The sequence below is a fragment of the Tatumella sp. JGM91 genome (assembly GCF_018257575.1).
Classification (GTDB): Bacteria; Pseudomonadota; Gammaproteobacteria; order Enterobacterales; family Enterobacteriaceae; genus Tatumella; species Tatumella punctata.
Window position 1 is genome coordinate 58,003 of record NZ_JAERJP010000015.1, and the last position, 12,672, is coordinate 70,674.

At 52.5% G+C, this 12,672-nt stretch carries 10 protein-coding genes; 5 read left to right on the forward strand and 5 right to left on the reverse strand.

From position 1 onward, the window contains the following. Nucleotides 1-8 precede the first annotated feature (8 nt). From JK198_RS11495 to cydC, 3 genes are read left to right on the forward strand one after another with little or no spacing between them, the layout of a single operon-like run. Nucleotides 9-1,055, forward strand: a complete 1,047-nt coding sequence (locus tag JK198_RS11495; protein ID WP_212708493.1) for a cytochrome d ubiquinol oxidase subunit II — start codon at nt 9-11, stop codon at nt 1,053-1,055. Between the two features lie 7 nt (nt 1,056-1,062). Next, nucleotides 1,063-2,823 carry a thiol reductant ABC exporter subunit CydD gene (cydD, locus tag JK198_RS11500; protein WP_212708494.1) on the forward strand — a complete coding sequence of 587 codons (1,761 nt, stop codon included), beginning with the start codon at nt 1,063-1,065 and terminating at the stop codon, nt 2,821-2,823. Continuing rightward, entirely contained in the window at nt 2,820-4,466 is a 1,647-nt protein-coding gene (cydC, locus tag JK198_RS11505; protein ID WP_212708495.1) for a thiol reductant ABC exporter subunit CydC, read from the forward strand. Before cydD ends, cydC begins: the two co-directional genes overlap by 4 nt. A gap of 90 nt (nt 4,467-4,556) precedes the next feature. Here the strand turns inward: cydC and JK198_RS11510 are convergent, their stop codons facing one another. Together JK198_RS11510 and JK198_RS11515 are read right to left on the reverse strand one after the other, a co-directional pair. Further along, on the reverse strand, nt 4,557-5,018 hold the full coding sequence (locus tag JK198_RS11510) for an ester cyclase (RefSeq protein WP_212708496.1): 462 nt from the start codon (nt 5,016-5,018) through the stop codon (nt 4,557-4,559). 14 nt (nt 5,019-5,032) lie between these two features. Continuing rightward, the gene (locus JK198_RS11515) at nt 5,033-6,457 is read right to left on the reverse strand and encodes a gamma-aminobutyraldehyde dehydrogenase (RefSeq protein ID WP_212708497.1); all 1,425 of its coding nucleotides are present in this window, start codon (nt 6,455-6,457) and stop codon (nt 5,033-5,035) included. A gap of 281 nt (nt 6,458-6,738) precedes the next feature. Between JK198_RS11515 and JK198_RS11520 the strand changes: the two genes are divergently transcribed. Further along, complete coding sequence (locus JK198_RS11520) at nt 6,739-7,464, forward strand: GntR family transcriptional regulator (RefSeq protein ID WP_212708498.1); 726 nt, start codon at nt 6,739-6,741, stop codon at nt 7,462-7,464. Then, entirely contained in the window at nt 7,464-8,183 is a 720-nt protein-coding gene (locus tag JK198_RS11525) for a cache domain-containing protein (RefSeq protein ID WP_212708499.1), read from the forward strand. The genes JK198_RS11520 and JK198_RS11525 overlap by 1 nt, the downstream gene beginning before the upstream one ends. Nucleotides 8,184-8,223: 40 nt before the next feature. Here JK198_RS11525 and JK198_RS11530 read toward each other — a convergent pair whose 3' ends face one another. From JK198_RS11530 to JK198_RS11540, 3 genes are all read right to left on the reverse strand, one after another. Beyond that, a complete protein-coding gene (locus tag JK198_RS11530) occupies nt 8,224-9,660 on the reverse strand; it encodes an FAD-binding oxidoreductase (protein ID WP_212708500.1) in 1,437 nt (478 codons plus the stop codon). Between the two features lie 61 nt (nt 9,661-9,721). Next, nucleotides 9,722-11,047, reverse strand: coding sequence for an APC family permease (locus JK198_RS11535; RefSeq protein ID WP_212708501.1), 1,326 nt, complete (start codon nt 11,045-11,047; stop codon nt 9,722-9,724). A 118-nt stretch (nt 11,048-11,165) separates the two neighbouring features. Next, complete coding sequence (locus JK198_RS11540) at nt 11,166-12,626, reverse strand: APC family permease (RefSeq protein ID WP_212708502.1); 1,461 nt, start codon at nt 12,624-12,626, stop codon at nt 11,166-11,168. Nucleotides 12,627-12,672 lie beyond the last annotated feature (46 nt).

The following is a 12,672-nucleotide window of genomic DNA, read 5'->3' on the forward strand; positions in this document are numbered from 1 at the left end:
ACACACTCATGGATATGCTTACACATACTCAGCAATTTCTGACAGTTGCCTGGTGGCTGGCGTTCGGTGTCAGCGTGCTGTTATACATTGCGCTTGACGGCGCAGATCTCGGGGCGGGTATCTTCTCGCTGTTTGTAAAAGATCATGACGAACGCGGCGCGATTATGGCGGCGATGGCTGGTACCTGGGATGCTAATGAAACCTGGCTGATCGTAGCCGGTGGTATTATGTTCGGTACCTTCCCGTTTGTTTACGGTTCAGCATTCAGCTACCTGATGGTGCCAATGGCACTGGTATTATGGGGCATTATGTCCCGTGCTGTGGCACTGGAATTCCGTCATCTGGCGTCGCCGTTCTGGCAGCGTTTCTCTGATGGCGTATTCGGTATTGCCAGTCTGACCGTGACTTTCTTTGGTGGTATGAGTGTCGGTGCCATCCTGAAAGGCTTTGCGCTGGATAATCCGGCAGTGGGTGTTCCGCATTATGCGGGCGGTGCCTTTAACTTCATCTCGGCGTTCTCTATCTGGACAGGTGTGGCTTCCTGTATTGCCATGACCTTATCCGGGGTGTTGTTTGTACGGGCCCGTTTTGAAAAAACCGAACCGCTGCGTCAGATTGCTGCCCGCTGGACTGCCGGTATCTTCTGGCTAGCGATTATCGCCGTTGTTGTCACCTGGATCTGGAGTGCAGTGGACTTCGACTGGGCACGTGCGAAATGGTTTGGTCCGCATTTCTGGATCTGGGGACTGTTCGGTCTGATTGCACTGTTCTGTATTGAGAAAGTGCGCCGTGACACCCTGAAAGATAAAGATCTGGCGGCTATCCTGTGGTTTAACGGTGCTGCGCTGATCCTTGGTTTTGGTATGCTGCTGACCATGTTCCCGTGGATTGTGCCGAATACCTGGACTGTCTGGGCAGGTGCCAGCCCGCAGGTGTCCCTGATTACCTTCACCCTGACCATGGGTGGGTTTGTACCGGTAATGCTGATGTATAACTGGTATCAGATTTGGGTATTCCGCGGCCGTATCTCTAAACTGGTTGGCTACGGACACTAAACCCATTATGTCGTCTCGCCCACCTATTAGTGGAGCGGCCGCTCGCCTGGCGGAACGCTGGCTTTCAAGCCAGCGTCGCCAGGCTGGTGCGCTCTTTTCCCTGTCGGTCACCATGGCAACACTCAGTGCTGTGATGATGATTGTCCAGTGCTGGTTGCTGGCATGGCTGATCAGCGGGGTTGTTATTGGCGGCAAAGGATTGTCCGGCCTGTTTCCGGCGATCTGGCTGCTGCCGGTCGTCATGATCCTGCGTGCAGGTCTGGATATGCTGCGTCAGGGCTTTGCTTTCGAAAGCGCTGCCCGTATCCGTCAGACATTGCGTGCAACCTTACTTGAACGTATCTCAGCACTCGGTCCCTCCTGGAGTCAGCAGCAACGTACCGGCAGCCTCGCCAGTACGCTGGGGGAAGGTGTTGAAGCTATCGAAACCTATTTTTCCGCTTTCCTGCCGCAAAAAATCATTATCGGTATCGTTCCGCTGGCAATCCTGGTGGCATTATTCCCTGCCGACTGGATTTCCGGACTGATTATGCTGGTGACCGCGCCCTTAGTGCCGCTGTTTATGATTATTGTCGGGAAAGGCGCGGAAAAAGTCAGCCTCAGACAATGGCGTAAGCTCAGCCTGATGAGTGCCCACTTTTTTGATGTAATTGCCGGCCTGACTACCCTTCGGCAGACCAACGCAGCCCGTCGTCAGGCGGCAATTATTGAAGCAATCTCGGAAAATTATCGTCAGACGACGATGAAAGTACTGCGTATTGCCTTTCTTTCTTCTCTGGTTCTGGAATTTTTTGCCACCATCAGTACCGCTATGGTGGCTGTCTATGTCGGTTTCCGTCTCTATTATGGTGAGCTGGCATTCCTGCCAGGGCTGTTTGCCTTATTACTGGCACCTGAATTCTTCCGGCCGCTGCGTGACCTGGGGGCCCATTATCATGCCCGTATGGATGCGATTGGTGCCACCGAGGGTCTGCTGGATATTCTGAATACGCAGCCTGCGGAACAGCCTGCCGCGAAAGCATTGCCAGCCAATGCGCCGCAGGAAATTCGTGTTGAAGGTCTGGGTTATCAGCACCAGCAAGGTGCCGGTATTGAAGATATCTCTTTCACCCTGCGTCGCGGAGAGACACTGGCGATTGTCGGGGCGAGTGGTGCCGGTAAAACCACCCTTGCCAGGTTACTGTTACGCTTTATCAGTCCGGCGACCGGCCAGATCCTGATTGACGGGCATAATCTGTCGGATCTGAGTCTGCAGGACTGGCAAAAACAGATCGGCTGGCTCCCCCAGCGGCCGACATTATTTGCCGGTTCTGTTGCTGACAATATTTGTCTGGCACACCCGCAGGCCAGTGAAAGTCAGTTGTTCGCTGCCGCGCAGCTGGCACAGGCAGACACCTTTATCAACGGCTTGGCCGAAGGTTATGCCACTCAGGTGGGTGACGGCGGACAAGGGCTATCCGGAGGCCAGATCCAGCGGGTCGCGATGGCGCGTGCGGTACTGACGAAACCACCGTTACTGATCCTTGATGAACCGACAGCGTCGCTGGACAGCCACACGGCGCAACAGATGATGGCGTCACTGGTTGACAGCTTACCGGACTCAGCACGGCTGGTGATCACCCATGATACTTCCGTTGCGACGCTGGCAGACTATGTGCTGGTCATGGAACAGGGCAGGGTGATTGAATCAGGTAAACCTGCAGAGCTGTTACAGGCTGGCGGTGTTCTTGCCGGGCTGGAACGTTTGCAGAAAGGAGCGACAGAATGAATGACTTACGTCATCTGTTAAAACTGGCGCGGCCGTGGCGGTGGCGGATGGCAGGCGGAATACTACTGTCGGTAGTGGTTATCCTGTCTAATGTGACGCTGTTGTCACTGTCCGGCTGGTTTATTGCCTCAATGGCGCTGGCCGGGGTCGGAAAAATGACCCTTGAGTTCTTCACGCCTGCGGCTGCCATCCGTGGTTTAGCCGTACTGAGAACCTTTGCCCGTTATCTGGAACGTCTTGTCACCCATGATGCGACCCTGCGGCTGTTATCTGTGTTGCGGGTCTGGTTCTATAAACGTCTTGAACCTCTGGCCCCGGCCCGGTTACAGGAATTCCGTGACGGTGACCTGCTGACGCGGCTGAGAGCTGACATTGATAGCCTGGATAACTTTTACCTGCGTATTCTGGCGCCGGCAATTGCTGCCCTGATCTCATCGCTGGCTATCCTGTGCGTGCTGTTCTGGTTTTCGCCGGCAATTGCAGGCATTGATGCCATGATGCTGTTAGTCGCCGGGGTGGTTGTGCCGGTAATCGTGGCCTGCTGCACCCGCAACAGCGGTCACAGGGTGGCGACATTACGCGCTTCCTTGCAGGTGGCATCAACGGATCTGATCCGCGGTTTGGGAGAGTTACAGGTCGCGGGGGCAGTCAGCCGTCAGACCCGTCATCTGTCACAGTTATCACAGCAGCTTATTTCTGCGCAACGTCACCAGGCGTGGATCAGTGCGGCGGGCAGTGCCCTGTCGGCACTGGCCGGCCAGGCGGGGATGTTCTGCGCCTTTGTGCTGCTGATCACTGCCGGGCAAGGGAGTATGCTGGCCGGAAATGACATTGTGATGCTGGTATTCGCCGTGCTGGCCAGTACCGAAGCAGTCGCAGCGTTACCGGCGGCGTTTGCGGCATTGGGGGTTACCCTTGAAGCGGCGCGGCGTATTTTCTCTCTGGCAGATCTGAGCCCGGCGATCACCTTACCGGCAGTCAGTCAGACACCGCAGCGTTTCGATCTGGACTTCTCTGCTGTGACGATGCGTTACGCCGCCGGTAAACCAGCGGTGCTGGACTCTCTGAGTTTTCAGGTACCGGAAGGACATTGTCTGGCGTTACTGGGGCCCAGCGGGGCAGGTAAGACCACCATACTGAACCTGATTCAGGGATTCTGGGATTGTGAAGCCGGTACGGTTTCCATCGGCGGTTATCCGGTCAGGGAGCTTTCTGACCCTGTGCTGCGTCAGGTGATTTCGGTGGTAGGGCAAAAAACCTATCTGTTTAATGCATCTGTGCGTGACAATCTGCGGATGGTGGCACCCGATGCAGATGATGAGAGGTTATGGCAGGTTCTGGCCAGAGTGTCACTGGATGATGAAGTCCGTGCATTCCCGCACGGTCTGGATACCCTGGTGGGTGAACTCGGAGCACGTTTATCCGGTGGTCAGGCCCGCAGGATCGCTATCGCCCGCGCATTCCTCTCTGAAGCTCCGGTCATCTTATTAGATGAACCGACTGAGGGTCTGGATGCCACCAACACAGATCTGGTGCTGCGCTCTCTGAAAGCGCTGGTGAAAGGTAAAACAACCTTACTGGTCACCCACCAGATCCAGCCGCTTATCCTGGCGGATAGCCGTCTGGTACTGGAAGGTCACTAACCCTGAACATCAGCCCGGCGGTTAGTACCGCGGGCTGACTTTTTATCCAATGGCCCGCTTCGATCCCTGTATCTGACTCACTGCCCTGACTTATTTCAGCTCCCTGCTCAGGGTGGCCGAATCATAATAATCCCCCTGCCAGATTATTTTTCCCTGTTTTAGCCGGATAAAAGAGACTCCGGTAAAACGTACTTCCTTACCCGTTGCCGGGCTTCCTGACCAGTTCCCCGTATTATGTCCGGAAAAGACCCATTCAAAGGCAATCGCAGAGTTATTCTCTACAGGCTGGCCGGTCATTTGCCATTTCAGATCCGGGACTCCCTGCATAAAGGGAGCAATCACCTGTTGCTCTGCGGCAGAACGGCCGGTGACTGGTTTGCCCACTGACGCATCGTAATACACTCCCTGCGGAGCAAAATAACTGGCTGCCTGATGTGCATGGTGCTGATTCCAGGCCGCCATATACGCTTTGACGATCTGCTGCGGGCTCCCGGCGGCCGAACAGTTCTGCAGGGTGGTCAGGGTAAAAATAATGCAGATCACTTTTTTCATTACCGGTATTATCCTCAGGAAATATCACTCATCACATGTTTGATACGGGTATATTCTTCAAGAGAGTAGGCGGACAGATCTTTGCCGTAACCTGATTTCTTAAACCCGCCGTGGGGCATTTCGGCACAAAGAGGAATATGGTTGTTAATCCATACGGTACCGAAATCAAGATCATTACTGATCTGGTGGGCGCGGCGATGATCCTTTGTCCAGACACTGGCTGCCAGACCAAAGTCCACATCATTCGCCATCGATAATGCCTCATCCGCAGTGCCGAAAGACTGAATAGTCATCACTGGCCCGAACACTTCACGCTGAATAGCCTCATCCTGCTGATGCAGCCCGGAAATCAGGGTGGGTTCGAAATAAAAGCCGTCACTGTCGGCCGCTTTGCCACCGGCCTCAATTGTTGCATGGGCGGGCAGGCGTTCAATAAAGCCTTTCACCTGTTCCAGCTGCTGCTTACTGTTGAGTGCGCCATAAAATGCGCCGGTGTCATCGGGTAAACCGTAACGCAGCTGACGGATTTCGCTCAGTACTGCCTCAAGAAACTGCGGATAAATACTGTGCTGGACGATAAGACGGGTGGCAGCGGTACAGTCCTGGCCGGCATTAAAAAAACCAGCGGCACACAGGGTACTGGCGGCTTTGGGAATATCAGCATCGGCAAAGACAATCGCCGGTGCTTTTCCCCCCAGTTCGAGGTGGGCACGGGTCAGGTTTGCGGCCGCAGAGGCAGCAACCTGTAATCCGGCACGCACTGAACCGGTGATCGACACCAGCGAGGCCTGTGGCGAAGATACCACCAGCGCCCCGGTGGCGGCTTTGCCCAGCACGACATTGATACAGCCTTCAGGAAAGAAAGGCGCCGCAATTTCGGCCAGTAACAGCGTGCTGAGCGGGGTGGTGTCGCCGGGCTTCAGTACCAGAGTATTACCGGCGGCTAAGGCCGGGGCAATCTTCCAGATCGCCATCATAAACGGGTAATTCCAGGGAGTGACCTGTCCGACCACTCCCAGAGGTTCACGGCGGATCACTGAATTAAAACCACTGATATATTCTGCGGAGGCTTTACCTTCCTGACAGCGGGCAGCCCCGGCAAAAAAACGGACCGTATCACAGGAGGCCACAATCTCTTCCTGGCGGATAAAGTGTTTAAGTTGTCCGGTTTCCTGGCTCTGCAGTTCAATTATCTGATCTGCATGCTGCGCTATAGCATCAGCCAGCAGCAGTAATGCTTTTTGTCGTGCGGCCGGTGTGGTCTTCTTCCAGAGACGGAACGCCTGTTGCGCGGCATGGTAAGCGGCATCGACCTCCTGAGGACCGGCTTCCGGACACAGGGCATATGCCTGTCCGTTGACCGGACTGATTAATTCGAAATAGTGGTCACTGTTTTCCGGCAGAAAAACATTATTAATAAAGTGAGATAATTTACGCACGGAGAATATCCTTTAACATAATATTTATTATGTTTTATCACCGGTCTGTGGAAAATTACAGGGTCAGTGCCATATGATTTTTATATGGCTGCCGGGTATCAGCAGCATCAGAATATGGCAGAATGACACAGGGCTGCCATATTCTGTATTGTTCAGCATCTGGCCAGACAACCCCGTTTTCTCTGGCTCCGGCGCGGGAGTTACGTATATTTGTGGCGGGTTTTGTGGTATCAATATTCCCCCTTTTCTTTTAAGCAATAACACAAGAAATCACGAGGTCTATGATTACTCATGCTGTGATTTTCTCGCCTATTGGTCAATCCAGCCGTTCTGATCAGATTATTCAGCGACTGGCGAATGCCATTATTTCCGGCTTACTGGCAGCCAATGAGCAACTGCCTAATGAGGCAGATTTAGCACGGATGATGGGGGTCTCCCATATCACCATTCGTGAGGCGCTGAATACATTGCGGGCTAAAGGACTGATTTATACCGCCCGCGGACGTAACGGTGGCAGTTTTGTTGCTGAATCGATTGCCAAAGATCGGTCTGCGTTCGATGCGCTGCAAAATATCAGCACTGAGTATCTGTCAGATCTCGGTGAATGGCATTGTGCGATCTTTGTCCACGCCACACGGCTGGCAACGTCGCGGATGACAGACCGTGACGTCCATGGATTATCGCAGTTCATTGATACTCTTGAGCAATCAGCGACACCGGAACTTCGTTGTCAGTCAGATATGCGTTGTCTGCTGACCATTGCCGCTAACTCTCAGTCGGCGCGGATTGCCAACCAGGAACTGATGATCCAGGCGGAATGGGCGGCACTGGTGACCCCGTTATATCAGTCCGATGACTTTCACCGTACCGTCGTCCTGAGTTACCGGCAGTTGCTGGCCGCATTCCGTAATAACGAAGCATTACAGGCAATGGAGGTTGCCGGACAACTGATTAATCAGTTTATTTCCAGACTGATCGAGTTGAAATTCAGTATTCATACAACATAGTGAACAATATGCTCAGTGATGATGAATGTAAAAAACAACTGGCAGAGAAAACCGGCCATCTGCTGCAGGCGGTCACCGCATCTGCACAACAGCTTTCACGATTACTGGCCGAACGGCTGACCCGTATGACAGCCGGTGAATCTTTGCCGCAGACATTACCGGACAATCGGTTACGAAAAACCCTGTTCCCGGCGATAGAACAGGTTCTGACTGAGAGCGATTATTGCTTTGGTGCCGGTTTCGCCAGCCATCAGTATTCGGCTGAGAATCATCAGCCTTACTGGTTCCTTGAATGGTGGTTTAAAAGCCCGGGCAGTCACCGGACGTCTTGCCTGGAACTGGATCAGGCCACCCAGCAACGGCTGGATTTCAGTACGTTTGACTGGTTTAAGCAGCCGCAACAGCAAACCGTCAATCTTCACGGCCCGTATGTGGATTATATCTGCACCTCGGCGTATACCATGACCGCTTCTTCACCGGTAATCACTGGCGGCAGGCTGGCAGGTGTGGCGGTGGTGGACATGCTGGTGAGCGTTATTGAAGCCGAGTTACTGACACTGATCCGTCAGTGCCGGAAAAAACCGGTCATTATTAATCGCCACGGGCGGGTGATGGTGTCCAGTCATCCGGGTTACCGGACCGGTTCGCTGGTGGAGTATCAGCATCACAGAGATATTATTCACAGTGACTTTTTCCGGATTTTCTTCCCGGAAGCGTAGTGCCTGTCTGCCTGTCACCGGAATGACAGGCGGGGCAGGATCAGAATGAAATCATTTTACCCGGTGTTAATTTCGCCGAGATCCCCAGCAGTGTCTTGGCCAGCGGAATGGCGACCGGTGCCAGCTGACGACCAAGCAGTAACGAGGTGTGCTTAATCGAGGTCAGCATCCGGAAGTCATCATTCCTGCCGGTAATATCATCGGTAATCGCTTTGCCGATTCTCACCGTCTGGGCCACCCCATGACCGCTCCAGCCATGGACTGAATATATCTGGCTGTTTAGCCCGGATTTCCGGCAATCTGTTGCACCGTTGAGGGTTAAATCGGTGGTGCCGCTCCAGGCAAAATCCAGTTCAATATCTTCGCGCTGAGAAAACACGGTACGCAGGCGTGAAGTCAGATAATCAACTGTGCGGTTATTATCCCAGCGCATACCGGTGCCTTGCCCGCCGAACAATAAACGCTGGTTCCGTACCGGGCGATAATAATCGATCTGTAACTGAGTATCATAGACCGGCTTACCGGTTGGCAGCAGTGTCTGGTGACCACCGTCAATTGGTGAAGTGACCCCCACATAGGTATAAAAGGGTAATGTGGTTGCGTTATTTTGGTTAAGCAGTGCGTGGGTGGCGTCATGGACGGCGATCACCACCCCCCGGGTAGCGGTAATCACGCCGGATGCGGTATGTACCCGCGTACCGGCCGGTGTTTCTTCAATCTTTATTACTTCACTGTGTTCATGCACACAGCCACCGTTATGCATAAACCCGTAAATCAGGCCACGGTTCAGTGCCAGAGAATGAATCTGTCCGCCGCATTCATCCAGCACCCCGCCGTAGTAAATATCTGAGTGGATATGTTCCTGAAGCTGATAATTACCTAACACCGTCACCTGACTGTCGCCAAGAAATTTCCTGGCATCCGCAGCCTGTACCAGGGCATTCATATGGCCGGGATGCACGGCTGCCGTCAGATGCCCGTATTGACGGTCGAGCTGTAACTGATAACGGCTGGCGATATCATCGATCAGTGACATTGCTTCGGCAGAGGTAAAACGCCACAGACGGCGGGCTTCATCTTCAGGCAAATGCTCCAGCATTGACTCAGCCTCCCAGCGTGCCAGCCCCGGGGTCAGTTGCCCGCCGTTACGGCCGGAAGCGCCGGAACCGACAGTGTTTTTCTCCAGCAGTACCGTATCGATACCTGCCTCTGCCAGATGAAGAGCGGTCGACGCGCCCAGCAGGCCTCCGCCAATCACTACGAGTTCACACTGCTTGTCGGTTTCCAGTGGCGGAAATGACATCCAGGGGGCGAGCGTAGACTCGTAGTAATTCGCGGCAATCCCGGGGTCAAATTTGAGGGTATCTTCCTGTTGTCTTACCCAGTTCCAGTCCCCGTTAATACTGATATCACTGGCAGGGAGCGTTTTGGCATCATTAATTAACTGTGGCTTGCTAAACTGATTTTTTATATCCATTTTTTATTTCCGGCAGATTAATAAAATCACAGGTAAACACACTGTGCATAACTGGCCCCGTTTATTCGGAGGCCATCACTGATGATTTACTGACACTGTTATAAATAACCCAGACTAAGCCTGCTGCGGCCCATACGGATCCCAGTACAAAGGCATCATGATCCAGGCTGACCCACATAAAGGCGACGCTGGCTAACCCGCAACAGGGTGAAATAAGGTGATTAAAAATATCCCTGAATGAAGCGACTCTTTTTTCCTGACAGGCAAATTTTGCGATAACGCAAATATTTACTGAACTGAAGGCGACTAATGCGCCGAAGCTGATTAACGACACCGCAGTATCCAGACCAAAAAATATCGAACTTAAGGAAATGATCCCTGTCAGCAGGACACAATACAGAGGTGTGTTAGTCTTCGGGTGAATATATCCAAATACCGGAGACGTCAGGCGGTTTTCCTTACCCATAATATTCAGCAACCTTGCTGAACTGGCATGGGAGGCGAGTGCTGAGGCAAAGGTATTACACAGAATAGCCACCAGAAATATGGACTGGAATAACCGGCCACCGACATACAGTACAATTTCCGGTAATGCCTCGGTCGGATTTTTAAATGCGGAGTTGTCCGGGTAGTAAAGCTGAATAAACCAGGCAGCGACGAAGAAAATAACCCCGCCACTTAAGGCCGTATAAAAAATGGCTTTCGGGATAATCCCAGAGGGATTCTCTGTTTCTCCGGACAGGGTGGTGACAGCGTCAAAACCGAGATAAGAAAAACAAAGAATAGCGGCTCCGCTAATCAGAGGCATAATACTGTGATGCTGGTTAAGCAAGGGGGCGAGGGTCATTACCCGCTGAATACCGTGACTGCTACTCAGGTCATGGACCACCATATAAATAAATACCACCATCAGTAAGACAGGCAGCCCGACGAATAAAAAGTTTGCATTGGCGAGGATTTTAATATTACAGCAATTAAAAAAGGTCACCAGGCTGGTGAATATCAGAATAGAAACCCATACCGGTACAGCCGGTAGCAGGGACTGCAGATAGATACCGGCTAATAATGAGTTAATCATTGGTAACAGGATATAATCCAGCAGTGACGACCAGCCAACCATAAACCCCGTATGAGCGCCGAATATACTGCGGGTATAAGTGTAGGCAGAACCGGATGACGGGTATTCTTTGACCAGTCGTCCGTAACTCTGGGCTGTAAATAATACCGCAACCAGTGCAAGCAGATAAGTCAGCGGTACTCTGCCGTAGGTCACTCCGGAGACAATCCCGAAGGTATCAAATACCGTCATCGGTGTCATATAGGCGATACCGATAATAACGACCTGCCACAAGGACAGGTTTCTTTTTGAAGTTGTATTGGATTGCATAATTATACCTTTCAGGGTTGGCGGGTACAGGTATCCTGCTGCGGCATACGCGGACAGCGATAAAAAATAAAATAACGACAATCTGCAGCGGGCCAATTTTTCGCCCGCAGCAGGTTAATCAGTCAGTGGTAATATCCGGCTGATAATGGGTACCTTGTTCTGTGTTGTGGTCTGGTCGTGCGAGCAACAAATATAAAGCACCGGACAGAAAGACCACCGCCAGTCCGGTGACCACAATCCACTGATCAGCAAGATTGCTGCCGGGACCGGGCTGACAGAGCAGGTAAATACCGGCCAGGCCATAGGCAAGGGCCAGAATATTCACCGGCAACCCGTAACGGCCTAAAGTCCAGCTGCCGGCCGGTTTCCGGCCCTGCAGCCGTTTGCGCAGGGCTGCAAGCACCACCATCTGGAAAGAGATATAAATCCCTGCCACGGCAAACGCGGTGATCCTGGCAAGATTATCGGGCTGGTAATATACCCAGACACACATCAGCAGGGGTAACACGCAGCTGACGATCATAGCGTTGTCAGGAACATTATTTGCTGAGATTTTCGCCATCCAGCGGCTGGCGGGTAGCATATTGTCGCGTGAAAAGGAGAACAACAGTCTGCTCAGAGCTGCCTGCAGTGACAGAATGCATGACAACATAGCAATAACGGCGACCCCGACAAAAATCTTCTCTCCCTGCGGACCGAGGGCATTATTCAGTATTTCAGCGATCGGGTTGGCAATTTTTCCCGACACAATCCCTTGCAGGTCCGGATAAGAGAGCAGATACCCGGCCACGGAAATAATCGCTGAAATAGCACCAAACAAAATACTGAGCATCATCGCAACCGGAATTTTCCTGCCGGGATTCTGCACTTCTTCAGCGACATTACCGCAGGCTTCAAAACCAAAAAACATAAATAGCCCCAGCAGTGATGCTGACATAAATGCATGGCTGTAACCGGCAGGCCCGGTAACAACGCCCATAGCATCGAAAATCACCGACAAAGGCTGGGTTCTGTGGAAAATTAACAGGTAGATGCCGAGTGCAATCACGCTGACAATTTCGCACCAGAAGCCGATACGTGCCACCCGGGCCAGATTTCTGGTACCGGAAAGGTTCACTGCCATCATCATTAATAGCAGCACTACCGAGGTTAATAACAGGTGAAATGCTGACGGAGTATAACTGAACAACGTTGCAACAAAGGTTGCACTGTATTCGGCAATCGAGGTGATAGTCACCACCAGAGCCCACAGATAGATCCACGCAGCGATCCACGCATACTTTTTCCCCCACAGGATACGTGACCAGGGATACAGCCCGCCGGTAATCGGGTACTGTGAAGCAACTTCGCCGAAGACCATAGCAACCAGCATTTGCCCTGCGGCGGCGATCAGTATCCACCAGATTGCCGGTGGTCCGGCAAGGGTCATGGCCAGAGCAAATAATGAATAAACGGCGGTGAGTGGCGATAAATAGGTAAATCCTAAAGAGAAGTTAGACATCAGGCCGATTGACCTGGTAAACCTTTGTTCGTCCGGTGGAGATGACAGGCTGAGGTCTTCAGTGGGGGAATTGCGCATTTACGCCTCCGGTATCTGGCTCTTGATTAAGAATTTTAAATTTATA

What these genes read in the sequence shown, in the direction of transcription:
- JK198_RS11510 (WP_212708496.1), bottom strand. Translation starts at nt 5,018, where the DNA reads ATGAAAAAAGTGATCTGCATTATTTTTACCCTGACCACCCTGCAGAAC.
- JK198_RS11520 (WP_212708498.1), top strand. Translation starts at nt 6,739, where the DNA reads ATGATTACTCATGCTGTGATTTTCTCGCCTATTGGTCAATCCAGCCGT.
- JK198_RS11530 (WP_212708500.1), bottom strand. Translation starts at nt 9,660, where the DNA reads ATGGATATAAAAAATCAGTTTAGCAAGCCACAGTTAATTAATGATGCC.
- JK198_RS11540 (WP_212708502.1), bottom strand. Translation starts at nt 12,626, where the DNA reads ATGCGCAATTCCCCCACTGAAGACCTCAGCCTGTCATCTCCACCGGAC.
- cydC (WP_212708495.1), top strand. Translation starts at nt 2,820, where the DNA reads ATGAATGACTTACGTCATCTGTTAAAACTGGCGCGGCCGTGGCGGTGG.
- JK198_RS11495 (WP_212708493.1), top strand. Translation starts at nt 9, where the DNA reads ATGGATATGCTTACACATACTCAGCAATTTCTGACAGTTGCCTGGTGG.
- JK198_RS11535 (WP_212708501.1), bottom strand. Translation starts at nt 11,047, where the DNA reads ATGCAATCCAATACAACTTCAAAAAGAAACCTGTCCTTGTGGCAGGTC.
- cydD (WP_212708494.1), top strand. Translation starts at nt 1,063, where the DNA reads ATGTCGTCTCGCCCACCTATTAGTGGAGCGGCCGCTCGCCTGGCGGAA.